The following is a 25,307-nucleotide window of genomic DNA, read 5'->3' as shown; positions in this document are numbered from 1 at the left end:
CGTCCGGGTCTGGCCTCAAAATGAGACGCCGCCGCCTTTCAGCCACGCGGTATTGTTGGCGCGGCAAATGGGCGACTTCGTAATTGCAGCCACCAGAACAACCTGTTGAAGACGATGAAGGACACATCACCGGCAAGGATGCGCCGTTCATCAGCGGAACGGCACAGGTCCGGCGCAGTCAATGCTGACGGAACATTAGTGGTCTCGAATAGTTGAATTAATGCTTCGGATGCCGCTGCTTGGCTCCGGCGTAAGGCTGGTGGGCAAACATCGGCAGGCCCGCGCCATCACCCCCTCTCCTCCGTGGCGCGGGCTCTCTACGGCAAGGCTAATACACCAATTCTCGCTGCCGCCTCTTACGTGTCGGAGCCCGGTATTTCTCGACCAGCCGCACCTTGTCGATGTTGATCATCGATGCGCGTGGCCACGCCGGTCAGCTCGATCTCCTGCCCGCGCTTCACCTTTGAATGATCGATGATCGAATGCGGAAAATTATAGGGGGGAATCGAGATGCTTACGAAGTCCTCATCGACCCGCCGTCGCACCGTGGCGGTCAGATCCCCAATGCCAATTCTCTGCGCCAAAGGGAATGGGTCTGGAGCGGTCCCGGGCTCCATCAAGGGATTGCTAATATTCGGCTGGAGGCGCAAAGTTTCTTGACACATGAGGCTCTTTTTGATCGCGCTCGCCGTCGCTCACAGCTGGTATACCGGCTACCATGATCCGGTCACCGGCTATGAATGCTGCGACGATAAGAAGGATTGTAGGGTCATCAGCCCGCGCTATGTCGAGCCGCTGTCGGGCGGCGATTTCAATATCCGCACGGGGTCCAAGAGCCGATATTTCATCCCCAAGAACCGCGTCCTTGAGAGCGAAGACAGCCAATATCACATCTGCACGTCGCCCCCGAATATGACCATCCGCTGCTTCTTTGCGCCGCACACGGAGGCCAGCCGATAGGGATGTCGGACAGCGGCCGGTGGAAACGCGCTGGTGGGGCTCTGTGCCGCGCGCCTCCCCCGATTGTTTGCGTCAGCGTGCAGGAGTATGCTGTTTCGCTCTCGAAAACGGCAAGATTTTCCAGGAGGAACCGATGTTAGCCTCCGACCTAACGAAATTTATCGAGCAGGATCATCTGGCTCGGGATGCCTTCGTAAAGGGCGATCCTGAGCCCTTGAAAAATCTCTACTCGCGACAGGACGACGTCATTATTGCAAATCCCTTTGGCCCGCCGGCGAAGGGATGGAGAAAGGCCGCAGAGATCATGGAACGGGCCGCCACCAATTACCGGGACGGCAAAGTCATCGGCTTTGATCGCATCTCGGAGTATGCGACGGCCGATCTGGGATACATCATCGAGGTCGAGCGGTTCCAATCCAAGGTCGGCGGTGGAAACAAACTGGTGCCGATTGCGCTTCGAGTCACCACCATATTCCGGCGGGAGGAAGGCGGGTGGAGGATCGTCCTTCGTCATGCCGATCCGATAACCTCGGCACGCCCGCCGACGTCCATTGTCGGGGAGTAGAGCGAGCGCGCTGGATTTCAGCGAAGGGGCAAACGCTGCGCTGGCCTCGTGGTGTGAGGTCGTGATCTAGGAATCGGCGCAACCAACGAAACCGGCGTGGCGCGAGCCGACGATCTAAGCAGGAGGAAGAAGGCCGGCGTCACTCAAGAGGGAGGTTGCCTGAATTGGCGCCGGCCAGACGGTCCAATCAGGTCCGCCGCGCCTCAAGACATAGCTGAGTCTTGACGCCGCGTCATGTGGCAGGATGAGGTCGTCCGCTAAGCCTTCGCCTTCCGCTTGACTTGAGCTTAAGTACGCAGCCTAACGCCCGGCCCGCCGGCGGTCGTCTCACCCTCTGCCAGGAAGATCACGCAAGCCATTCCAGTGTCTGCCTGACGGCGATAACGTTGTTAACGCAGCCGGAGGCTTGGCCTGTGGACGCTTCCATTCTGCGAAGCGTTGGTGCCGAGATTCTGGCGCGCTCAGCAAGCTCGGTCTGGCTTAGACCAATCATTAGGAGGGAAGCACATCCGCATAACGGGCGCGCAGGCTCGGGATCAGGCTTCCTCCGTTCAGAACGCAGACGCACTTCTGCCACTGCAGTGCACATTCGCCACAGGGCAAATCTGGTCGTGCCGATTGCCAAGAGGCGACCTCAACCAAGCCACCCTGCGTGGAACCAGGCGCCAGATTCCAAGTTCTAGTATCCAGCCTCGGCAGACTGATCAGTGACCTGGATATTGCCAGTATGTTCTCGAATGTCGCTTCACTTGCCGGCGGGCATCGCGTCGATATGGGTGAGACCAGCTCCGGCCTCGCTTTATGCAAACGAGGCAGAAATGACATCGAAAACAAGGTCGGCCACAATCAAACCGTACGGCGGACCGGTCGGCGGCTGGGGCTCAGCTAAATCCGTGGCCGCGATCATCGCGAGAGAGCACGTCCCTTTGAAAGCGCCAAAGCTGCTTTCGATCCAGAATAAGCCCGAAGGATATATGTGCGTCAGTTGTGCCTGGGCAAAACCTGCTCAACCGCATCCGCTCGAATTCTGCGAAAGCGGAGCAAAGGCGACGGCTTGGGAAATCACGTCCCGACGGGCCGACCCCGCGTTCTTCGAAAGACACACACTCAGCAAGCTGGAATTCTGGCCAGATCATGACTTGGAGGAACAGGGCCGGTTGACCCATCCCATGCGCTGGGATGCGATCAGCGACAAGTATGTTCCGGTGGCGTGGGCAGAAGCTTTCGACGAGATCGGCAGGGAGCTGGGCGCGCTCGATCCTCACCAGGTCGACCTTTACACCTCGGGCCGCGCATCTCTTGAGGCGAGCTACATGTATCAGTTGTTTGCCCGCATGTATGGCAGCAACAATTTACCGGACAGTTCCAACATGTGCCACGAAAGCTCGTCGGTGGCACTTCCGGAAAGTATCGGCGCCTCTGTCGGCACAGCAATTTTGTCGGACTTCGAAAACACCGACTGCATTTTCTACATCGCCCAAAACGTGGGAACGTGCTCCCCGCGCCTGCTGCACGACCTCCAGGACGCTGTCGATCGCGGCGTGAAGATCGTCACCTTCAACTTGCTGCGCGAACGCGGCTTGGAGCGCTTCATCAATCCGCAGTCGCCGGTTCAGATGCTGACCGGCCAAGAGACCAAGATTTCGTCGGAATATTATCAGGTCAAAAATGGCGGCGATATCGCCGCTCTGTTCGGCGTCTGCAAGGCGCTCATCGAAGCCGACGATGCCCTCAAGGCATCAGGCGCCAGTCGGGTAGCAGGAGAGGACGGCAAGCCGAAGGATCCTGACGATGCGGCAATGGTCGCATTCGCGGCCTCAATGGCCTCGGCCGATAAGAAGCACGTGCTCGATCATGATTTCATCAAGGAGCATACGGCCGGATACGAGGATTTTGCTTTAGCGGCACGAGCCCACCAGTGGGATGAGCTGGAGGGGGTGTCAGGACTGAGCCGCGATCAGATGATGCAGGCCGCGGCCATCTACGCCAAATCCGATGCCGTGCTGATGGTGTATGGCATGGGCCTGACGCAACACCTCATGGGCGTCCAGAACGTCCATATGGTTTGCAATCTCGCGCTCCTGCGCGGCAATATCGGCAAGCCCGGAGCCAATATCTGCGCCGTCCGCGGCCATTCCAACGTTCAGGGACAGCGCACCGTCGGAATAACGGAAAAGCCGGGGCTAGCACCGCTGGACAAATTGTCCGAGCTTTATGGATTTGAACCGCCGCGCTGGACAGGCCGCTCGACAGTCGAGACATGCGAAGCAATCATGAACGGCCAATCCCGTGCCTTTATCAGCCTTGGCGGCAATTTCCTGAAAGCGGTGCCTGAGACCACCGCCATGGAAGAGGGATGGCGCGCACTGCGTCTGAGCGTGCAGATCGCGACCAAGCTCAACCGCAGTCATGTCTTGCACGGCGAGATCGCCTATCTCCTGCCTTGCCTCGGCCGTATCGAGGTGGACGAGCAGGCGACTGGTCCGCAGGCCGTGTCGATGGAAAGCTCAATTGCCCACTTTCATGGTTCTCGCGGAAGAGCAAAGCCCGCAAGTCCAACCCTTCTGTCGGAGCCCGCGATCGTCGCCGGCATCGCCAAGGCCACGCTTGGGAGGACCAAGGCTCCATGGGACGCCTGGGTCGGCAACTATGCGGAAATCCGCGACGCCATCGAGCGGACGTACCCGGAAACCTTCAAGGATTTCAACAAGCGGCTTTTCAAGCCTGGCGGGTTTGCCCGGCCGCTGCCGGCACGCGAGCGAAAATGGGTGACCCAAAGCGGGAAAGCGAATTTCATTACACCAGGCAAACTCTTTCCCGAATTTTCCACGTCTGGCAGAACCGATGTTCTGCACCTTGCGACGCTGCGATCAAACGATCAGTTCAACACCACGATCTATGGCTACAGCGACCGTTTTCGCGGCGTTGAAGGCACGCGCCGGATTGTGTTCATGAATGGGGAAGACATCGACCGGCTGGGCTTCGCAGATGGCGAATTCGTTGATGTGACCACCGCCATCGACGACAATTTCGTCCGCAAGGTCACCGGCCTGAGGATCGTTCCCTACAACATCGCACAGGGCTGCTGCGCGGCGTATTTTCCCGAAACCAACCCGCTCTTTCCATTGGCCCATCACGACCCGAAGTCGAAGACACCGTCATACAAGCTTTTGCCAGTCCGCCTTAGCCGACCTCGCTTAACTCCAGATGATTGATCCCATGGGGGCAGAGAACCGCTTGACAGAAAGGACCGTCGCAAATCCGACGTCGGCGCTGGCGGCGGGCGCGCTTCTGCTTCTCGTTGGCGTGGGCGGTCTGCTCGGTTGGCTGCGGCAACCGAGAGAGCTTCGCCTCGATCCGCCGGCTGCCGCCGACCTCGACCGGTTCCGTCCCATGCCCAACGGCATCAGCGGAACCCCGCCCCAGAGTTATTTTGCGCTTGGCAAGCCGTATGAAACGGACGCTTACAATCTGAGCCAGGGTAAGCGCCTCTACGCCTGGTTCGGTTGCGCGGCATGCCATGGTGATGGTCGCGGCGGAGCCGGGCCCAGCTTGGTTGACGGCTGGTGGCTTTACGGGCCCGAGATGGTTTCCATCGTCGCTTCCATCCGGGACGGCCGCCCGCACGGCATGCCCGCATTTCACGGCCGAATGACAATCGAGCAGATCTGGCAGCTCGCAGGATATGTTCAGACAATCGGTTCCTACACGCCGAAGATAGCCGCGCCCAGTCGCAATGATGATAAACACACCCGCCCGGCCGAAAATCGCGGCCCGGCGATAATCCTGTTCGACGAAGGACCGGTCGGCCCAGAGCCGGGACCATCGCCTTGAGAGCCGTCAGCGCCCTTCTGATTGCCGCCCTCGCGTCGGGCTGCAGCGGCAATCAGTCGGCACTTGATCCGCACGGCGCTCCCGCGATGCATGTGGAGCACCTGATCATCGGCATTATCGCCATTTGCACGGTGGTCTGGGTGCTGGTGATGGCCACGCTTGGCGTGGCGCTTCTAAGGGGCCGCCGCGCCGGAGCGGACAACGCGAAACACGAGGCACGGCTGACAATGACGGTGGTTGCCGCGGTCGCGGCCACCGTAGCCATCATCGCCGGCGTGACGATCGCGAGTTTCTACACCACCCGCAATATTGGCGTCCCGGAAAGCGCCGCCCTTACGATCACTGTGCGGGGACAGCAATGGTGGTGGCAGGTCTTTTATGCCGGCGCCGGCGCAGCGCCCGGATTTCAGACTGCCAACGAAATTCACATTCCCATCAGGACGGATGTTCATCTTCGGCTTGAAAGCCTCGATGTCATTCATTCGTTCTGGGTGCCCAGCCTTGCCGGAAAGCAGGATCTTGTTCCGGGTCGTTCCAACAGTGTGCTGCTGCGAGCCGAAAAGTCAGGCGTCTACCGGGGGCAATGCGCCGAGTTCTGCGGCCTGCAGCATAGCCATATGGCGATCATGGTCGTCGCCGAGGCGCCAGCGGACTATGACCGTTGGGCGGCTTCGCAGGGTGGTGATGCGATGACGCCGGCCGATCCGGACGCCGCCGCAGGACGGGCGGCCTTTCTGGCAAAGCCCTGTGCTGCCTGCCACACGGTCCGGGGCACACCCGCCAATGGCACGACCGGACCGGATCTTACGCATATCGGCGGCCGGCGGACGATCGCCGCCGGGTTAATGGAAACCACGCGCGGGTCGCTCGCTGCCTGGATTGCCGATCCGCAGACGCTCAAGCCCGGAAACAACATGCCGATGGTCCCGCTGACCAGCGCCGAACTGCAGAATATCTCCGCCTACATGGAGAGCCTGAAATGACGGGCAGAGATGGCAGCGACTCGCGCGACACCGCCTTCAACGATGCTGAACTCGATCGCCGCCTTGCATCGGTCTGGTCAACACCGCCGGGCCTTTGGGGTATTCTATCGACCGTCGACCACAAAATCATCGGTCGGCGCTACATCACCACGGCCTTTGTCTTCCTGGCGCTGGGCGGGTTCTTGTCCCTGCTGATGCGGCTGCAACTGGCGCAACCCGAAGCCCGCTTCATCGGGCCCGACCGTTACAACCAGATTTTCACCATGCACGGCACGAACATGATGTTCCTTTTTGCCGTGCCCGTCATGCAGGCGATGGCCGTCTACCTCGTGCCGTTGATGGTGGGAACGCGCAACATCGCTTTCCCGCGGCTCAATGCGTTCTCCTACTGGATCTATCTCGCCGGCGGCTTGCTGTTGTGGCTCGCCTTTGTGCTCGATGCTGGACCGGATATCGGCTGGTTCGCCTATGTTCCGCTGTCCGGGCCCCAGTACGCGGCGGGAAAGCGAGCTGACATCTGGGCGCAGATGATCACGTTCACCGAGGTTTCAGCACTCGCCGTGGCCGTCGAAATCGTCGTTACGGTCTTCAAGCAACGCGCCCCGGGAATGTCTCTCGACCGGATCCCCTTGTTCGTATGGTCGATGCTGGTCACGTCGTTTCTTGTCATCCTGGCGATGCCGGCGATCGTGATTGCCTCCACGTCCCTTATTCTCGACCGGCTGGTCGAGACGCATTTCTTCAATCCCGCCGAAGGCGGCGATGTGCTGCTGTGGCAGCACCTGTTCTGGTTCTTCGGACACCCTGAGGTTTACATCATCTTTCTGCCGGCGGTGGGGATGGTATCGAGCATCGTCGCGACATTCACGCGGCGGCCCGTGTTCGGCTATCTGGCCATGGTGATGGCCATCATCGCCACGGGCGTTCTGGCGTTTGGACTTTGGGTCCATCATATGTTCGTCGCAGGCCTTCCCCGGCTTGGACAGAGTTTCTTCACCGCCTCGAGCATGGCGATCGCGGTCCCGGCGGGACTGCAGATATTCTGCTGGCTGGCGACGATGTGGGCAGGCAGGCCGATCTTCAAGACACCGTTTTTGTTCGTCATCGGCTTCGTGGTTACTTTCGTCATTGGCGGCCTGACCGGCGTTATGGTGGCGTCGGTCCCGTTCGACACACAAGTCCACGACACCTATTTCGTCGTCGCCCACTTCCACTATGTCCTGATCGGCGGCGCGGTTTTTCCTTTGCTTGGCGCGGCCTATTACTGGTTCCCTAAACTCACGGGCCGCATGATGAGCGAGACACTCGGGCGCTGGGTCTTCGGTCTGATCTTTGCCGGCTTCAACCTGACCTTTTTCCCCATGCATATTCTTGGTCTGCGCGGCATGCCGCGCCGCATCTATACCTACCAGCCTGAGATGCCATGGTCCGCCCTGAATATGTTCATCAGCCTCAGCGCGATCATTCTCGCTCTCGGTTTCCTGCTGTTTTTCGTCGATGCGATACGCAGTGCCAGGTCAGGTGCCGCCGCGCCATCCAATCCTTGGGGGGCCTCGACCCTCGAATGGGCGACCTCTTCGCCGCCGCCGCCGTACAATTTCGCCCGGCTGCCGGTGGTCGGCAGTCTCGAACCTTTATCAGACCACTCAGATGACCTCCCCGTTGCCGCAGGCCTCCGTGTCGACCGTCGTGAACTGTTGGTCAGCAGCGTCGTCGAAGCGATTCCGGAAGCGCGAGAATCGTCGTCGGGGGATTCGATCTGGCCGCTATGGGCAGCACTTGCCACCAGCGCGACGCTGATCTGGTCGATATTCACCCCGTGGGCAGTGGTCTGGGGGTCGATCCCAGTGGCGATCGCACTCATCGGCTGGTTCTGGCCAAAGGGCGTGCCGGAGGACGAGTCATGAAAGAAGGCACCACGCTCGACCTGACGGACCTTCCGCCGCACGGCCTCGGCACCGCGAGTGTGTCCTGGTGGGGAACGCTTGCGTTCATGCTCATCGAAGGCACGGGCTTTGCGCTTTCGATCGTTGTCTATCTCTATCTCATGAGCTTGGCCCAGCGTTGGCCCCTGGATGCCCCACCTCCTGATCTACTTGCCGGAACGACCCTGACAGCTCTCTTGGTGGCAAGCCTTGTTCCCAACATCGTCCTCGCCCGCTGGGCACGTAACCAGGACTTGCTGAAGGTTCGTATCGGCCTGATCGTCATGTCGCTGCTCGGCATGGCGCCGCTTATCCTGCGTGCCTTCGAGTTTCCCGCTATGCATATCAAGTGGGACCAAAACGCCTACGGCTCGATCGTGTGGGTCATGCTCGGCCTGCACACGACGCATATTCTGACCGATCTGGTCGAGACGCTGGTGCTGACTTGCCTGATGTTTTCGCGGCATGGCGACAACGCGCGACGCTTCGGAGACGTCAGCGACAACACGATGTACTGGAACTTTGTGGTGGCGACGTGGTTGCCAATGTATGCCTGCCTCTATTGGGTTCCACGGCTATGACGATCCGTTGGCTGAAATACACAGGCCTTGTGGTGCCGCCCCTAGCCTGGGCCCTTAACACCCAGCTTGGACAGGTCACGCCCTACACCGATTGCCAACGGAATGGCCTGTGGACCGCAATCTCTTGCGGCATCCTCCTCCTCGTTTCGGTTGCTGGCGTCATGGTGTCACGAGCGCTTTCAACGGGAACGGCCAAGTCCGAACGGTTCATCGCCGATGCCGGCTTTCTGATCGCGCTAGCGTTTGTTTTTGCGCTGTCATTGCAGGGGGCGGCCACGGTGCTGCTGGACCCATGCCAACGCTGATCTGCACACTGATCTCGTTTATGGTTGCTAGCCCGGCGATGGCACACGGCGACGATGTATATCCTGCGGGCTATCCCTGGACCTTTGATCCGTGGATCGCAGGACCATTTGCCATCCTTGCCGCCCTGTATGGGTTAGGCATCATAAGGCTGGCATCGCGAAGCCGAAGGCCGGGCGGCTTGCTCGTCCGCGCCTTGCCGTACTGCTTCGGCATGCTGACATTGGGGTGCGCGCTGCTCTCGCCGCTTCACTGGCTAGGCGAGCATCTTTTTACCTTTCATATGATTGAGCACGAGATCGTCATGGCTGTGGCGGCGCCCTTGATCGTGCTGGCACGCCCGGCTGGCATCCTGCTCTGGGGCCTACCTGGGAAAGCCCGTCGCATCGCTGGGTCACTGATGCGTTCGCCTCTGATATGCGGGCCATGGGACTGGTGTACGTGTGCCACAAACGCGACCATCATTCATGGCTTGGCCATCTGGGCCTGGCACGTCCCGGTGTTGTTCGACGCGGCCGTGAACGACACGGCATTGCACCGCCTCCAGCATCTCAGCTTCTTGGCGACAGCGATATTGTTCTGGTGGGCAATTGTTTGGCGAAGCGATTACGGCACCTCAGCCTGGCATGTGTTCGCAACCATGATCCACACCAGCGTTTTGGGTGCTTTGATGGCGCTCGCTCCACGCGTGCTCTACGTGGCTCAGACCCGGCCCGCGATGGCCTGGGGGTTAACACCCCTGGAAGATCAGCAGATGGCGGGCATCATCATGTGGGTGCCTGCCGGCACGATCTATGCGGCGGCGGCAATGACGATGCTGGCGCTCTGGATTCGCGGCGCGAGCGAAAGACGGGCACAAAATGCCTGACCTGCCTACCTCTCCCACGGGCCGTGCGACCTTGATGGGCATTGTCCTCGTCGCGGCATCGGCCGCTTTCGTCGCGGTCAACGTCGCGCGCGACAACCACACCAGAGCGGTGGTGGCCAAAACAATCACCGGCGGCGACCCTGATCGGGCTCCAGCAATCTTTCGCCGGTATGGCTGCTCCGGTTGCCACACCATTCCCGGCATACCGGGAGCTGACGGCCAGACCGGTGGGCCGCTGACCGGGCTTTCGAAGCGTGTGTACATAGCGGGCGTGCTGGAAAACAATTCCGGCAACCTTGTCACATGGATCGTTTCGCCCCGAAGCTTTTCGCCGCGGACCGCGATGCCTGCGACCGGCATTTCGCCAGAGGAAGCCAAAGACCTTGCCGCCTATCTCTACGCCCAATGAGACCCCGATATTTGCCTTGACGCAATCCCGGACGGAACACCGCTTCAAGGCCGCGGCGTGGCTATCGGCCGCAGACCTTTGATGTAGCGCGCGATCGCCTGGCGATCACTGTCAGGCAGCATTGCCGTATTTGTCACCACATCGGCCATGGAGGATCCCACACGTCCGTGGTTCGGCGTCTCCCCCGTTTTAAGCATCGTGGCGATGTCGTTCTCGGTCCATCCGCGCATTCTGTCCTGCGTGATGTTCGGCACAAATCCCGTGCCTTGGGGATCGATGCCACCGGCAAAGCGAGTGTCCGGTTTGATTGCGCCAAAGGCGTTGCGGGTAGAATGGCACTCAGCGCAGTGCGAGAGGGTCTCGACGAGATAAGCGCCGCGATCATGCACAATATCTCGGTCGAGGCGGGCAGCGGTTGATCGTTGGCGAAAAAACAGCAGTTTCCAAATCCCCACGGACCGTCGGATGCCGAACAGCAGCGCAGGGTCATGCGGGGGTGCACGACCAGACACCTTCGGAAGTGTCTTGAGATACGCGTAGAGATCCTTCACGTCGTCAGGCGTCATGCTGGTAAAGCTCGTGTAGGGAAAAGTGGGATAATAGTGATCACGCTTGGGCGACACGCCGCTGATCAAGGCGTTCGCCAAGTCGGTGACAGTCCATGCGCCAATACCATCCACCGCATCGGAAGAAATGTTGGGAGGCCGAAAGGTGCCGAATGGTGAAGCGAGCGCCATACCGCCGCCAAGCCTCAGCCGGTCGGGCTGTCCTGGTGTCGCGTGACAGGACGCACAATCACCTGCAGCGAAGACGAGCTCACCGCGCGCGAGATCGCCCGGGCCTTCAAATTGCCGATCCTGATCCTTAAACAGGGGCTTCGCTGCCGTCATGTACCACAAGACAACCGCGGCGACGGCCCCTGCACACAGGAAAACCGCAAGAGCAAATTTCCACGCGGTGCTCCGCGTGACGATCCCCGAGCTCTTGGGCGGCCCCGCCTCGCCCTTGCCTTCAAATCCACCTTTCATGTGAGAAAGTTGCTCAAGGGTGCATCGCAACCGAGGCCTGAGTGGGTCGGAGATGTCGATCTGGTCCCAGGGGATGCGGTAGAGGCAATCGCGGTGACGCAGGTGAAAGAAATCGAGGACCGCGGTGCCGATCGCCAAGGCGGAGAGGCGCTCGAAAGCGGCGAAAATGCCGACGTGGAATTCGGTGACGACCATATCGTCACCGTCCCGTTCTGCTCGTATCTCTTCTATGTGACCGACGCTTTTGCCGCGCAGCGAGAGCACCCGTCGACCAGCGAGATGTTCAAGATTGACGGTGTCCATGTCAGGCTCCCGGGATGCGGCCGATGACGTGGTCGCGCAGCCAGTCTTGCCAATCGAAGATTGCTGTCCGGTGCACGTCGATGTCGACTTCGATGTCGACGCCGATATCGCGCACCTTGTTCCACGCTATGCGGTGCGGCTCGGCATGGCGTTCGCCGCCAAACCATGCCGCAAGCCATGCCATCCAGCGTCCTGGCCGCGAACCAAGACGCCGCGCCAGCGTGATCGACCCGAGCTCGACCGCGACGATCCTGGGCGGCTTGCCTTGCCTCAACTCGGCCACCAATCCGTCCACCTTGCCGATCTTGACCCGCTGGCGGTCAAGGACCTGTTTGTCCAGCAGATCGCGCAGCACATCCATCATGAACCTCCCAAAATCTGCAAGGGAATGCTCACCACGGCAAGGACGAAGCCAAGCGCGACGATGAAGATCACCGCGGCGTTCGAAATCATGCCATTGCGGTGCTCGCCGACATAGCGCTCATCGTTGAGCAGAAAGAGGAACGGGACCACGGTCAAAGGCAGGCTGGCCGCCGTCACGGCCATGGAGAAGATGGTAAGCTTCAGCGGGTCGAGGCCGAGCGCGATCGGGATGGCTGCCACCAGTAATGAGAGCGTATAGACACCGCAGAAGGCAGGATCACTGCGGGGTTTCAGGTCCTCGCCCCACGTCCATCCAAAGCCTTGTGCGACGAGATACGCCTGCTGCAGGCCGATTTCGAGTGCCGCGCCGAAGCACGCTATGGCAAGCGAAGCTACAAACAGGACAAAGCCCCAGAACCCGAATATCGGGATCAGCATCAGCGGCAGTTGGTGATAGTCGTTGACCTGGTTGATGCCGTGCGCGCCGAGCACAAGAGCGGCCACGATCAGCACCCCGAGCGAGATGGTGCCGCCGAAGCTCATGCCGAGGCCCGCAATGGCGCGGTTGGTGCCGAGATAGGTTTTGTCCCAGTGGTCCTCGACGGCGCCCGAGGAATAGAACATGAAAAGGTAGGGCGATATCGACGCGCCCAGAATGCTGACAGCCATAAACCAGTAGCTTGCCGGGTCATGCTCCGGCAGACCGGGCACCGCCCCGGCAGCGACCTGTTTCCAATCTGGCTTCAGCATCACCGCCGCGACCACGAAGCAGAGCGTGACGAGACCGAGAATCGCCACGCCCTTCTCGATAAAACCGAAGGTGCCTTTCCATAGAAACAGCCACGCCAGGAACGCCACTGGCAGGGCCCACCATTGAAAGCCTATCCCTGTCGCAAGTTCCGCAGCGATGGAAACGCCGCCGATTTCTGCCGACATCACCATGAAGTTGACCAGCAAAATGGCCAGCAAGGGCCACAGGAAGGCATTGAAGCCGAACCTCTCTCGGATCCCGTCCGTGATCGTGTGGCCGCTGACGGCAGCGAACCGGCCAGCCATCTCGACCAGGAAGATGATGCAGATGGTGCCAAGGAGGATTGCCCAGACCAGCCGGAAGCCGAAAGTCGCCCCGGCTTGCGCGGCTGTCGCCATCGATCCAACCTCAAGGAAGCCGCCAACGCTGGTGACGATGCCAAGAGAGATTTCCAACAGCTTCTTCATGATTTGGGCGCGACAGATCTGGCATAGAAGGCGGCGAGGTCCGTCGCAGCCGTCGCGAGTTCCTGCCGCGCCTGGCTCACCTGCCGCGGGTTGCCGGCCTCCACCCCGGCCTGGGCGCGCCTTGCCGCAGCCGACAGCTGGCCGATCGCCGCCATGACACCGCGACTTTCGGAAGATGGAGGAGAATTGTCAGCCTGCATCTGCCGACCTGCCTCGGCAAGCGTCTCGGCCGATGATTGCAATGTGGCCGATGCATAATCTGAAGGGGCGGCCCCGGCGGCCCAGGCGTCCAAGACCATGGCTGCCGTCCGCGAAGCCGACGCCGCGATTTTTGATTGCTGGGCGACGTGGTCGGATGAAGAACAGGCGGCCAAAGCGAGCATGAATAACAACAGGCATGGGCGCCAAAGCCGATAGGCGTCGTTTTTGACAATGCCCAGGGTTAGCTGCATGGCCACGCAACGATCGTCCGGCCAGCCTGTGTTTCGGGTGCTGACATCAGGGATCCCGGACTGTGGATTTCGGCTTCTTGGGAAATCGTATCACATCACTGGGCAACCGCCGACTTGGTATGCGTGGAGGATTGGGACCTGCCTGCCCGCAACAGCGTGACCCACCGGGGTGCAACTCCATAACGCTTGACGCCGACAAAGTGGCCCGTTGTCTGAAAAGACGCACAAGTTCGGGGTGGAGTCCGTCACTTCGGAGCGAGGCCAGGTCGTGAAGAAATAACAACTCCATTGCGTGCCCTTTCCACGCCGACATCAGGCTCGTCTCGCAACCGAGGTCTGCTGAAATGCGCGACCAGCGAGTATTTGCATCCAGCCTGCGTTGACAGCTCTTCTTCTCATCTGAGTAAAGCTGCTGCGATCGGAAGGTTCCGCCGCGCTCACAAATTCGCCTGCGGGGACCGATTGCATTGACGCTTGTTGATGACGCAACGCATTGACCGCGTTCCTGAAGGCTCGCCGACCTTGTTCTGCTTTACGCCCGCAAAGGCAGCACATAGATCGGCATCGCCCTCCTCGCGCTAGCTGCGGACGAGTTGGAAAAACGCGGATACGGCCAAACGCCGAAGCGACACGCCGAAGTGTCATGGACGACCCATTTAAATGGTTGGCAAGGGAACTGCCGGCTTCTCTCCGAGTTAGAAAATGCCCACGACGGGTCATTTCAAACAAGCCAACAAGGAGCACACAGCGATGGCAACCACCAAGAAGGCAAGTGCGAAGACCAAGAGCCTTGAGGATCTGTTCCTCGACGGTCTCAAGGACCTCTACTACGCCGAGAAAAAAATTCTGAAGGCCTTGCCGAAGATGGCCAAGGGCGCGGATGACGGGCAGGTCACCGCAGCCTTCGAAAAGCATCGTGCCGAAACCGAGGGCCAGGTGGAACGGCTTGAGGAGGTTTTCGAAATCCTCGGCGCGGCTGCGCGCGGGAAAACCTGCCCCGCCATCGACGGCATTCTCGAGGAGGGATCCGAAATTCTCGAGGAGTATGAGGGTTCGACGTCGCTTGACGCCGGGCTCGTTGGCGCCGCGCAGGCTGTCGAGCACTACGAGATCGCGCGCTACGGCACTTTGATTGCATGGGCTACCTCCCTTGGCAAGGACGATATCGTTCAACTTCTCAGCGCGACCCTCGAGGAGGAGAAAGCTACAGACAAGGCCCTGACGTCTCTGGGCGAAGCCGGCGTGAACGACCGGGCGGCCGAATTGAAAGCGGCTTGAATTGAGACGGTTTTCAATGGTCCCGGCGCGTCTGCCGGGGCCATTTCTATTGCAGCATGGAGAACCGGGGCCCTGCCGTGGATTGGCGCAAGCGGACCACTCCCGGAACCATTGTGGGATGTCGACGTTTCACAAGGCCACCGCGTGGCCGACAAGGGATTTCGGATTCATGGAAAGCGCAGTTGTGGCGGGGGACGGATTTGGGCTTCCGGAAATCGATTATCAGGATTTTTTCGAGAACGGCGGCATCGGTCTGCACATCGTTGACGGCGCCGGCCGTATTCTCCATGCCAACAAAGCCGAGTTGAACCTCTTAGGCTATGAAGCCCCTGACTACGTCGGTCGCGACATCGCCAGCTTTCACATTGATGAGCATGCCATCAACGACATCCTCGCCCGTCTCGCGCGAGGCGAAGCCGTCGAGCGATATCCGGCCAGACTGCGTGCACGCGATGGCTCGATCAAGCACGTGGAAGTCAGTTCCAGCGGCCATTTCGAAAATGGTCAACTGGTGCATTCGCGCTGTTTCACCGTCGACGTGACCCGGCTCAAATCCGCCGAATTGGCGGTGAACCAAAATGAGGACCGCTTCCACCAAATCCTGGATGCATTGCCGGTCGCGGTCTACACGACCGACGCACGAGGCATCATCACCTACTGTAACAGGGCCGCGGTCGAACTTGCTGGCCGGGAACCGAGGATTGGCCAGGATCAGTGGTGTGTCACCTTCCGCCTGTTCACCGTCGATGGCGAAGAGTTGCCTCACGACCAATGCCCCATGGCAATCGCGCTCAAGGAAAATCGTCCGGTCCGTAATGTCGAGGCCATCGCGCAGCGTCCCGATTGCAGTTTCTTTCCGTTCTTGCCATTTCCGACTCCCCTGAGGGACGAGCACGGCAATTTGGTCGGCGCCGTCAATATGTTGTTGGACCTGACCGACCGCAAAAGAGGCGAGGACGCCGTCCAGCACCTTTCAGCAATCGTCGAATCGTCCTTCGATGCGATTGTGAGCAAGGATTTGGATGGGTTCATCAAAAGCTGGAACAAAGGCGCCGAGCGGCTGTTCGGCTACACTCCCCCCGAAGCCGTGGGGCGGCATGTGACCATGCTGATCCCGCCTGACCACCATGATGAGGAGCCACGGATCCTCGAGCGTCTCCGGCGTGGCGAACGGCTCGATAGCTACGAGACAATCCGCCAACGCAAAAACGGGACACTGGTGCCGGTCTCACTCACCATCTCGCCGGTCCGCGACGCCGCAGGCCGCATTGTCGGTGCTTCGAAAATCGCCCGCGACATAACCGCAGCCAAGGAGAGCGAACACCGCATCCGCATGCTGATGCGCGAAGTCAATCACCGGGTGAAGAACCAGTACTCGGTGATCCTTTCAATGATTCGCGAGACCAACAAGCGTTCGGAAAGCCCCGACGTGTTCGAAAAACAGGTGCGGGAGCGCATCATGGCGCTGTCGAGATCGCACGATTTGTTGATCTCGGCGGACTGGAAAGGCGCCACACTCTCCGATCTGATCTTGGCTCAAGCCAAATCCTTCGGTCGGGAAGACGCCATCACAATGGCAGGTCCTCCCGTCACGCTCAGTCCCCACGCCGTGCAATATCTCGGGATCGCGTTCCATGAACTGTGCACAAACTCCGCCAAATACGGAGTGTTGTCCGGCAACCGAGGCATCATCGCAGTCACATGGGGCATTGCTGGTGGGCAAGACAGTCAGACATTCAAACTGACCTGGGCGGAGCAAGACGGCCCTGCGATCAAGTCTATCGGTAACAATGGCTTTGGGAGCGTCGTGCTCAATCGCGTTACGCCGCGGGCATTAAGTGGGACCGCGGAGCTGACCTACGGCGCCAACGATGTGCTCTGGACGCTCGAAGCCCCGGCATTTTTCGTCGAGGCGTCGCTGTTCAACGACGAGCGCGGCACTGAACCACTAGACGCATAGCGCCGCTCTTTAGGCTGAAGAGAGCTGTCAATCCCGCCCTCGGCCTCGGAATTTTGCGTCGGGCGGCTCGGCAATACGCGCGGTTTGACGCTCGTCACGCCATCGTTTTCGCGACCATGGTCGCTACGCACATATTGCCCTTGGGCGTCGTTCTCGACTTTCTTGCGCAGGGTCTCTTTCGCTTTCGACATTGGCGCATCCTCCTGCCAGTCTGTCGTTTGGTCGAAAAAATACAAAGCCGCGGACTCAACCCCCGCCCTGTTTAAGAAGCCGGGCCTCGCGCAGGATCGATGCCCTGTCCGTCCCGACCAATGAAACGATCTCACGGATTTGGCTCTCCGTAACTCCGCACTCGCGCGCCAGCGCCCGCACGGCTTGCGGGGTTATGACCGGGCGTCTGGTTTCTTCGTCAGCCACTGCTCATTCCTTTCAGTTCGAAAGGGAACGCTCCAGCTCATTCGGCGGGGGGTGGCCTGTCGGATGAACCTTTCCTATAACTTGACCCTCGCCTCCCGCGCCCAAAGCCGAAGTTTGCGGCACGCCTCCACGTACGTTCCGGCAGTGTTCCCATCTGTCAAGGGAATGATGCCTTCATCGGCTACCGGATCGACGCCCGCCTTGGCCAGAATAGGAACCGCGCCGGGCGTAAACCCGATGAATTTGCAATGGGCATAGGCATCCGCAACGAAATCCTGTGCTGCCGCCTCTCCCGTGAGCAATTCCGCGCCTTCTTCGGTGAGCAGCAGAGCCACTGCGTCAAACAGTACGGACGAGCCGCCGTCGATCATATGCTTCGCAATAATCTTGGTGCCGTCACTAGCCTGCACACCGCCCACCTTCAGGGCAATGACTTCCAAGGTCGCCCCTTCATCTTCGATCGCGGCTTGCAAGGCTTTGAGCAGAGCGGCGTCGGCCCCATTGCTGACCAGTACACCGACCTTGCGGCCCTCGAAACTGTCGGGGCCGTTCTCGATGATGCTCAAGGCCGGCGATGGCTCCAGATCCTTTCTCGGTGCCACCGTTGCGTCCGCCGGCTTCGGCAAATCGGTAATGCCGAGCTTGTCGGCGACTGTCGCGGCCAACCCTTCGTCAATGTTCAACAGGTGTGCGATCATTCGCTCCCGGATGGCCGGGGTCTCCACCTTGCTGAGCTCAAAGGTCAGCGCTTGGGCGATGTGGCGCTGCTCGGGAGGCGTCTGGCTGTTGAAGAACTGGCCAGCCTGGCTGTAGTGGTCAGCGAAGCTCTCAGGGCGCACCCGCACTTTTTGCCCCTCCTCGCCGTCAGCGAAGGCGTGAAAGCCACGCTCGGGGGATTCGCGCGGTCCCGCACCAAACGAGTTCGGCTGGTAGTTCGCCCGTCCGACCGGATTGCGCATCGCCATTTGGCCATCCTGCTGAAAATGATGGAACGGGCATTTCGGCGCATTAATCGGCAGATGGGTAAAATTGGGACCGCCGAGGCGTTTCAGCTGGGTGTCTAGGTAGGAGAAGTTGCGACCCTGCAGGAGCGGGTCATTGCTGAAATCGATGCCCGGCGGGACATTCTGGGTCATGAAAGCGACCTGTTCGGTCTCGGCGAAGAAGTTATCCGGCATGCGGTCGAGGACCAGACGGCCAACGGGTATCGGGGGCAGGACCTCTTCCGGTATGATCTTGGTAGGGTCGAGGATGTCGAAATCGAAGCTGTCGGCAAATTCCTGGTCGAAAAGTTGCAGACAGAGCTCCCATTCCGGGAATTGGCCGGCTTGAATGGCATTCCAGAGATCCCTGCGGTGAAAGTCCGGATCGGCGCCATTGATTTTAACCGCTTCGTTCCAGACCACGGATTGCATGCCGAGTTTCGGCTTCCAGATGAATTTCACGAAAGTGGACTCGTTGGCCGCGTTGACCAGCCGGAAGGTATGGACCCCGAAACCCTGCATGAAACGGAACGACCGCGGAATGGCCCGATCCGACATCACCCACATGATCATGTGCATGGATTCGGGCGTCAGGCTGATGAAATCCCAAAAGGTTTCGTGTGCCGACTGGGCCTGTGGAAAATCCCGATCGGGCTCCGGCTTTACCGAATGGATCACGTCGGGAAACTTGATGGCATCCTGGATGAAGAACACCGGGATATTGTTCCCGACAATGTCCCAGTTGCCCTCCTTGGTGTATAGCTTCACCGCGAAACCGCGTACGTCGCGGGCCAGGTCGAACGAGCCCTTGCTGCCTGCCACCGTCGAGAAGCGAACAAACGCTGGCGTTTTTTCGCCAGCACGTTGGAAAATGTCGGCACGGGTGTATTTGGCGAGGGAGTCGTAAGTCTCGAAAAAGCCGTGGGCGCCGTAGCCCCGGGCATGCACGACCCTCTCGGGAATGCGCTCGTGGTCGAAATGGAAGATCTTTTCGCGGAAGTGGAAATCCTCAATGAGAGTTGGACCACGCGCTCCGATCTTGAGCGTATTCTGATCGTCGGCGATCGGGCCTCCCTGAGCCGTCGTCAAATTGTCTGTGTTACCTTCCGCAACCTGGTGCAGCTCTCCACCCTGCCCTCGAACAAGGGTTTGGTCGTGGATCGTCGCGGCATTGGGATTGGGGGGAGCTGCTTTTCGCGCCATTGCGGTCCTCCTTTGGGCTTGCTCTGCGAGGGGTTGCTGAGCAACCCGCGGTAAGCCGACAGGTTCCATCGAACCGGGGTTCCAAGCCAATTTCTTCGACGGTGGTTTTAGGTGGACAGCGCGGAACCGACCGTACCGTCCCATGTGAGGCGAACGGCGCAATTGCTGGGAGCCCACCATAAGTCAACAACATGATGGGGATCGTAAGAAGTGTCCTCGCCTGGATTTTGCGGCCTTGCTTGCCTACTCCGAGATCGCGCACATCCGGTTCTCGACAGGTCGACCGCAGATCGGCGACGATGCGACAAGATTTGCAGTCAGATGTCCCTTCAATCAAGCATTCCCCGTCAATCAAAGGCCAGAATCTGCCGTTAACTCAATGTCCAAAACCCGACGCTCAGCGCCAAACACGACCTTTTTGACTACGCGGCGTTCATAGCCGACTGAGTTTGGGAGTGAGTCGCAACGGGCCGTGCCGTAGGTACTCTTGGGGAGGTGCTTCTTACGGCCAGCCTGCCTCGGTCCGCCCAATCCGTTGCCGTTGTTTTTTGTCATTTGGCGCCCCCCCGGCTTACTCCGGCACGCGAGTCGTACCGCCCATTGCCCTCTTGCGAAGACGTTAGCCAGGAGTAAGTGTTCTCTCGAAACCCTGTATAGGAGCCCGGTCGATCCGCATTGCAGCCGATAGATCGAGCTCCTTTTTTGTGCTGACGAGGTGAGCTTAGCACCCTTCGGTCGTGGTCTTCATCTGGCCAGGGGCAGCTGTTTTGGCGTCAGTGTCCTGCTGTCCGGGAGCCGCTTGTTTCGCACTGCCGGCCTGTTGACCAGGCGCGCAGTCCTTCGCCGAGTTTGGATTGGTCCCGCTCGTTGTAGTAGAGTCAGTGGCCGGATCACTGGCACTTGGCACCGTTGTGGTGGTCGTCGTTGTCGCAGACGATCCGCTGGTTGTGGCGCTCGACTGCGCGAAGGCAAGGCCGGTAGATAACGCCATTATGACTGATGCGAAAAGAAGCCGTTTCATTCTCATCTCCTGTCTCAGGCGGCAATGCCCCTTCGGTTTCATAACCGGGAAACTGGCAGAGGGTTCCTCAAATTGGTAAGCTCCGGGCCAAAGTCGGCGCGAGCGGCGGTGAAGGGCGAGGCTTCGACCCCGGCCATGCCTTAGCTTTTCCCCATCATCTTGACGATCTGTGCTAACTTCATAGCGGTTTGCACTGGACCTGCCGAGATGCCGAGGATCAGCCTAGACCATCGATTGGCGACACGTGCCGATATGCCGGCGCTGGCTGTGCTGATGAATGCAGCCATCGGCGAGCTTCAAAAGCCGTTCCTCACAGAGGAGCAAATCATTTCGAGCCGAGCAATCATGGGGCTCGATACGCAACTCGTCGATGATGGAACATATTTCATTGTGGCGCAAAATGGCATCTTGGCCGGTTGCGGCGGATGGAGTCGGCGCGCAACTCTCTACGGCGGCGACCGTTCGCCCGGGCGCGATGCAGCGCTGCTTGACCCGACGAAAGACGCTGCGCGCGTGCGTGCCATGTATACGCATCCCAGCTTCATTCGCCGAGGCGTGGGGCGTCTAATCCTCACGCTGTGTGAGGATGCCGCCCGCGGCGAGGGCTTCACAAGTGTCGAGCTTATGGCAACAATGGCCGGCGAACCGCTCTATCGGGCCTGCGGCTTTGAGGCGGTTGAAGAAGTCGTCGACAACCGAGGCGGAGCGGGCGTGCCACTGTTGCGGATGAGGAAGGCGTTGTGACTGATCGGCGGGCGAGCACTCATAGCCGGTAGCTGACGATATCTGCGAGGCACACGGCGGCATTGACGCACATCAATGCAATGGGGGGCAAGCGCGCCTCGGCCGCGATGGCTGATCCGGGTCAGGGCTTGCGGTAGAAGTCCTCTGAATGAATCGCAAGAAAAACCAACGGCAAATCTATGTTGTCGCTACAGTCGAGGCTTGTCGGTTAAGCGCCTAGGTTCGTCTGCTCCCATCGCCTGATTTTGTCAGTCGCCCACTTCATGTCGCCCAATGCTGTCATTGAGCTTACTGACAGTAGTTGCCGCACACGAGCTTCTATTGCTCCATCTTCGGATGGAAATACCGGCTTCTCTCGATCTTGCTGATCTGAGGCGATGCCAGGGAACCTGGATGCCCGTTGTAAGTTCTTGAAGAAAGCAATTTTCGATCGCGAGCATGCTCACCCCAATTCGAGCGATAATTTCCCGTACCGCAGCACCTTTTGTGCTGATGGCCTCCGGTAGCCACGTTCGTAAGCAAAAGGGTGACTGAAGTGCGGCCTTCCGGTCTCCTGGCTCAGCCAGCAAGCGCGAAAGCTCGCAAGTCTGGGTGTTTGCGCACAGGGCTCACCTACGCGGCAATTGCTGTCACCGCCAGCTTGCTCACGTTCCTGGTCATAAATCTCGCCCCCCAACCGCGCGTTTTGCGATCGATCGTGCCTCACCGTTTTGACTCTGCGGATCCCCAATTTGCCAAGACGATGAGCAGTTTCTCGCAAGGACAGCTGTTTAGTTCCAACGCCGTGCAAACCCTGGTCAACGGAGACGAGATTTTTCCTTCGATGCTGCAAGCCATCCGAGTGGCTCATTCAACCATCGATATCGAAACCTATATCTACTGGTCGGGTGCTGTCGGCTATGAGTTCGCGACGTCCCTGGCGGCCAAAGCAAAAGAGGGCGTTGAGGTTCGGGTTCTGGTCGACTGGGTCGGCAGTCTTCCGTTCGATGAAGACCTGATCCAGATCATGACAAGAGCCGGCGTGACATTCGAGCGTTATCGACCCATCCACTGGTACACGCTTGACCGGGTCAACAATCGGACCCACCGCAGGCTGCTGATCGTGGATGGACGCGTCGCATTCACCGGAGGTGTCGGCATCGCCGACAACTGGCGCGGAAACGCACGCAATCCGGATGAATGGCGCGACACGCACTATCGAATTGAAGGAATGGCGGTGCCAGCCTTCCAAGCAGCGTTCGCGCAAAACTGGCTCGAGACCACGGGGGAGAGTTTGCAGGGTGAGAAGTTCTATCCTGCACCCGAACCAGCAGGAGAGCTTGACGCGCAGCTGATCCTATCTTCGCAGCCGAATGGCTCGCAGGATGTGGAACTGATGATGTTGACAGCGATAGCTGCTGCTCAAGACCACTTGCGTATCGGGATGGCGTATTTCGTGCCGGATGACATCGCCCTTCAGCAGATCTTGGAGGCCAGGGATCGGGGCGTATCCGTTGATGTCCTCGTACCCAATTCGCTAACGGACGTGCCGTTGACTCGACATGGCTCGCGCTACTTCTGGGGCGCGTTGCTCCAAGCCGGCGTTCGGATATTTGAGTTTCAGCCCACCATGTACCATCCCAAACTCTTGATCGTTGACGATGTCTGGTCGAGCTTTGGTTCAGTCAATTTGGACGAGCGCTCCTTACGTCTGAACGACGAAGCCACGTTGAATGTATACGGCAAGGATTTCGCAAAGACTCAAATCGACTTGTTCAACCAGGATTTGCAGCGATCCAGGCAGATCAGTCTGGAAGAATGGCAAGCGCGTTCGTTGCGCGAAAAGATGACGGACTGGCTTGCCAGCAGGCTAAGGTCGCAGCTTTAACTGGATGTTGCTCCGTGTGGCTATCTTGTCGCCATTATGGCTGTCATCTATCCAAATGTCTTGAAAGGGCCGAAGAATGAACCCGCTGCGCGGGAGGGGTGCATGCCCCATTCTGTTCTCAATGCTCCGATCAATACGGTGCGCGAGGGGCTGATCGACGACATGACCCTGCGCCGTTTCAGCCAGGAGATACAGCGAGCTCGGGCTATTCACGGTTGGACAGATCTCGCTTGACGGTCCGCTGGACGGGCCCGGCAGCACGAAAGACCTTGATCGAGGCGCGCGCGGCTCAGCCTCTCCGTGACTGACGTTGGGGCGCCGAACTCGCTGGACTGTGAAGGTTGGCCGCCCGCGACATAGGATCGAATGCCCATCAAAATCAGCACGGTCGGATCAGACAGCATCTGGATGCTCCGAAACGGCCGAAAGCCTTGTGAGTTAGCTCAGGGGAGTGGCGACCATGGCAGGCGGGTTTTTCTTGCGCCCGCCAACTAACGCCAGCCAGCGTGAAACTGTTCCCTCTTGTTGTGTTCCTCTGGCCGCTTCTCAAATTCGTATGTCAGCCAACGGCGGAACATCCCAACAATGGCGCGCCGGGCAGCTTTTTGTCATGCCTAAGGTCCTCAATAGCCTCAAGTCCTCGAAACTTTCCCAAACGATTGAGTCTTGTTGCCCACCAGAACGATCACAGGCTCAGCCAAGGCTCTCGAAAGGCGGCGCGACGGAGGCGCGGTAAACTCCGCGCGTATCGAAGGGTAACTTCCACGACAACGCACGGCTTGCCGCCAGTCGAGTAAGTTCCGTGCCTGACCAGTCTCGCATCGGGAACTCCAGGAGAGTTGCCACATAATGCGGTAGCTCTGGAACGAAAGTCTTCATGGAGAATTGTTACTTCGTCTCAGCACCTTAAAGGAGGTTGATATGGGCCGAGGTATCTTGCTTTGGTTGCTCGGGGTTCCGATCCCAATCATCATTCTGATTATGCTTTTTGCGCGGTAGGGGGTGAAAATGGCAACCGTGCTTTCATCGAGAGACATCACGCCGGTCACTGAGTCATCCTCATCGGCCGTCAGCTGGGGGCCGATCGTCGCGGGCGCTTTCGCGGCCTCGACACTGACGGTTATTCTGATGCTGGTCGGCTCCGGTCTAGGACTGACCATGGTTTCGCCCTGGACTGGATCGAGCGCTTCGACCACGACCTTCGCGGTTTCGGCGGCTGCCTGGCTTGTCATCGTTCAATGGCTATCAGCTGGCGTAGGCGGCTATCTCACCGGCCGGCTGCGCACCAAGTGGGTAAATGTCCACACCGACGAGGTCTATTTTCGTGACACCGCACACGGTTTCCTTGCGTGGGCGCTGGCAACGTTGCTTGTTGCCGGCGTGCTCGGCTCGGCTCTTTCGGCGGCGCTGGGCACGGGTGTGCAGGCTGCATCCTCCGTGGCGTCAGGCGCCGCGATGGGGGCAACGACGGCAGCCGCCAATGCGGCCAGGACGGATGCCCCATCTTCTGGCATCTGGACTGGCTATTTTGTAGATTCTCTATTCCGGTCGGCGAACCCTGCCGCAGCGCCCGCCAATGAACAGAACGTCGCCACCGCTACGGAACAGGCAACGCGCATCTTGTTAGCGGGGGCGGCAAATGGCGAGGTATCGCCCGAAGACAAGGCCTATCTGGCGCAACTCGTCGCCGCCCGCACAGGCCTGTCGGACGCCGATGCGAAGACCCGAGTGGATGCGGTGATCGCCAAGGTCGACGACGCCAAGGTCAAGGCCAAACAGGCGGCCGATACCGCAAGGAAAGCCACTGCATCCTTCGCGCTTATAGGCGCATTGTCGATGGCTATCGGTGCCTTCATAGCGAGCGTTGCAGCAGCGTTCGGGGGCAAGCAGCGCGACGACGAGGAGGCTCTCGTCCTGACCCGTTGAAGGTTGGATCGCATCGGCTGGCGGCGGGCTTGGCCTCACGGGTAATTCACCGCCGCTCGAACCTATGGGATGATCAAAGCCAAGGAGCAATGAGGCGACCTCACTGACGATGATCC

General features: G+C 59.5%; 22 protein-coding genes. 16 read left to right on the top strand and 6 right to left on the bottom strand.

All coding sequences use genetic code 11. The features are described from left to right. Positions 1-356: 356 nt before the first annotated feature. Entirely contained in the window at positions 357-617 is a 261-nt protein-coding gene (locus NKH02_RS18420; RefSeq protein ID WP_352880527.1) for a hypothetical protein, read from the bottom strand. Positions 618-675: 58 nt separating this feature from the next. On the opposite strand from NKH02_RS18420, the gene NKH02_RS18415 reads away from it, so the two are divergent. From NKH02_RS18415 to NKH02_RS18365, 10 genes are all read left to right on the top strand, one after another. Next, complete coding sequence (locus NKH02_RS18415) at positions 676-960, top strand: hypothetical protein (RefSeq protein ID WP_352870817.1); 285 nt, start codon at positions 676-678, stop codon at positions 958-960. Positions 961-1,093: 133 nt separating this feature from the next. Continuing rightward, positions 1,094-1,525, top strand: coding sequence for a YybH family protein (locus tag NKH02_RS18410; RefSeq protein WP_352880525.1), 432 nt, complete (start codon positions 1,094-1,096; stop codon positions 1,523-1,525). Between the two features lie 818 nt (positions 1,526-2,343). After that, on the top strand, positions 2,344-4,740 hold the full coding sequence (locus NKH02_RS18400; protein ID WP_352880523.1) for an FdhF/YdeP family oxidoreductase: 2,397 nt from the start codon (positions 2,344-2,346) through the stop codon (positions 4,738-4,740). A 4-nt stretch (positions 4,741-4,744) separates the two neighbouring features. After that, positions 4,745-5,359, top strand: a complete 615-nt coding sequence (locus NKH02_RS18395) for a c-type cytochrome (RefSeq protein ID WP_352870835.1) — start codon at positions 4,745-4,747, stop codon at positions 5,357-5,359. After that, complete coding sequence (coxB, locus tag NKH02_RS18390) at positions 5,350-6,342, top strand: cytochrome c oxidase subunit II (protein WP_502913827.1); 993 nt, start codon at positions 5,350-5,352, stop codon at positions 6,340-6,342. Before NKH02_RS18395 ends, coxB begins: the two co-directional genes overlap by 10 nt. Next, a complete protein-coding gene (ctaD, locus tag NKH02_RS18385) occupies positions 6,339-8,249 on the top strand; it encodes a cytochrome c oxidase subunit I (RefSeq protein ID WP_352880521.1) in 1,911 nt (636 codons plus the stop codon). Before coxB ends, ctaD begins: the two co-directional genes overlap by 4 nt. After that, on the top strand, positions 8,246-8,848 hold the full coding sequence (locus NKH02_RS18380) for a cytochrome c oxidase subunit 3 (RefSeq protein WP_352870809.1): 603 nt from the start codon (positions 8,246-8,248) through the stop codon (positions 8,846-8,848). Before ctaD ends, NKH02_RS18380 begins: the two co-directional genes overlap by 4 nt. Further along, positions 8,845-9,153 carry a hypothetical protein gene (locus NKH02_RS18375; RefSeq protein ID WP_352870808.1) on the top strand — a complete coding sequence of 103 codons (309 nt, stop codon included), beginning with the start codon at positions 8,845-8,847 and terminating at the stop codon, positions 9,151-9,153. The genes NKH02_RS18380 and NKH02_RS18375 overlap by 4 nt, the downstream gene beginning before the upstream one ends. Then, the gene (locus NKH02_RS18370; RefSeq protein ID WP_352880519.1) at positions 9,141-10,019 is read left to right on the top strand and encodes a cytochrome c oxidase assembly protein; all 879 of its coding nucleotides are present in this window, start codon (positions 9,141-9,143) and stop codon (positions 10,017-10,019) included. The genes NKH02_RS18375 and NKH02_RS18370 overlap by 13 nt, the downstream gene beginning before the upstream one ends. Then, on the top strand, positions 10,012-10,428 hold the full coding sequence (locus tag NKH02_RS18365) for a c-type cytochrome (protein WP_352880517.1): 417 nt from the start codon (positions 10,012-10,014) through the stop codon (positions 10,426-10,428). Before NKH02_RS18370 ends, NKH02_RS18365 begins: the two co-directional genes overlap by 8 nt. 44 nt (positions 10,429-10,472) lie before the next feature. Here NKH02_RS18365 and NKH02_RS18360 read toward each other — a convergent pair whose 3' ends face one another. From NKH02_RS18360 to NKH02_RS18345, 4 genes are all read right to left on the bottom strand, one after another. Then, entirely contained in the window at positions 10,473-11,318 is an 846-nt protein-coding gene (locus NKH02_RS18360; RefSeq protein WP_352880536.1) for a c-type cytochrome, read from the bottom strand. A 442-nt stretch (positions 11,319-11,760) separates the two neighbouring features. Beyond that, a complete protein-coding gene (locus NKH02_RS18355; protein ID WP_352880515.1) occupies positions 11,761-12,120 on the bottom strand; it encodes a hypothetical protein in 360 nt (119 codons plus the stop codon). Further along, positions 12,120-13,340 (bottom strand): Nramp family divalent metal transporter, encoded by a 1,221-nt coding sequence (locus NKH02_RS18350; protein WP_352880513.1) that lies wholly within the window; start codon positions 13,338-13,340, stop codon positions 12,120-12,122. Before NKH02_RS18350 ends, NKH02_RS18355 begins: the two co-directional genes overlap by 1 nt. Continuing rightward, positions 13,337-13,798: a hypothetical protein gene (locus NKH02_RS18345; RefSeq protein ID WP_352880511.1), complete on the bottom strand. Its 462-nt coding sequence runs from the start codon at positions 13,796-13,798 to the stop codon at positions 13,337-13,339. The genes NKH02_RS18350 and NKH02_RS18345 overlap by 4 nt, the downstream gene beginning before the upstream one ends. A gap of 744 nt (positions 13,799-14,542) precedes the next feature. Here NKH02_RS18345 and NKH02_RS18340 point away from each other — a divergent pair. Together NKH02_RS18340 and NKH02_RS18335 are read left to right on the top strand one after the other, a co-directional pair. Then, positions 14,543-15,070 carry a YciE/YciF ferroxidase family protein gene (locus tag NKH02_RS18340; RefSeq protein ID WP_352870803.1) on the top strand — a complete coding sequence of 176 codons (528 nt, stop codon included), beginning with the start codon at positions 14,543-14,545 and terminating at the stop codon, positions 15,068-15,070. A 118-nt stretch (positions 15,071-15,188) separates the two neighbouring features. Then, positions 15,189-17,030 (top strand): PAS domain S-box protein, encoded by a 1,842-nt coding sequence (locus NKH02_RS18335; protein WP_352880509.1) that lies wholly within the window; start codon positions 15,189-15,191, stop codon positions 17,028-17,030. Between the two features lie 491 nt (positions 17,031-17,521). On the opposite strand, the gene katE is transcribed toward NKH02_RS18335, so the two are convergent. Further along, entirely contained in the window at positions 17,522-19,633 is a 2,112-nt protein-coding gene (katE, locus tag NKH02_RS18330) for a catalase (protein ID WP_352880507.1), read from the bottom strand. 1,228 nt (positions 19,634-20,861) lie between these two features. On the opposite strand from katE, the gene NKH02_RS18325 reads away from it, so the two are divergent. From NKH02_RS18325 to NKH02_RS18310, 4 genes are all read left to right on the top strand, one after another. Next, positions 20,862-21,398: a GNAT family N-acetyltransferase gene (locus tag NKH02_RS18325; RefSeq protein WP_352880505.1), complete on the top strand. Its 537-nt coding sequence runs from the start codon at positions 20,862-20,864 to the stop codon at positions 21,396-21,398. Positions 21,399-21,993: 595 nt separating this feature from the next. Beyond that, entirely contained in the window at positions 21,994-23,265 is a 1,272-nt protein-coding gene (locus tag NKH02_RS18320) for a phospholipase D-like domain-containing protein (RefSeq protein ID WP_352880504.1), read from the top strand. Between the two features lie 102 nt (positions 23,266-23,367). Further along, complete coding sequence (locus NKH02_RS18315) at positions 23,368-23,499, top strand: hypothetical protein (RefSeq protein ID WP_352880502.1); 132 nt, start codon at positions 23,368-23,370, stop codon at positions 23,497-23,499. A gap of 774 nt (positions 23,500-24,273) precedes the next feature. After that, the gene (locus NKH02_RS18310) at positions 24,274-25,191 is read left to right on the top strand and encodes a hypothetical protein (RefSeq protein ID WP_352880500.1); all 918 of its coding nucleotides are present in this window, start codon (positions 24,274-24,276) and stop codon (positions 25,189-25,191) included. The last annotated feature ends 116 nt before the right edge of the window (positions 25,192-25,307 follow it).

The sequence above is a fragment of the Mesorhizobium sp. M1396 genome (genome assembly GCF_040317725.1).
GTDB lineage: Bacteria > Pseudomonadota > Alphaproteobacteria > Rhizobiales > Rhizobiaceae > Mesorhizobium.
The sequence above is the reverse complement of the archived record's forward strand: the minus strand, read 5'-3'. Positions and strand labels throughout refer to the sequence as shown.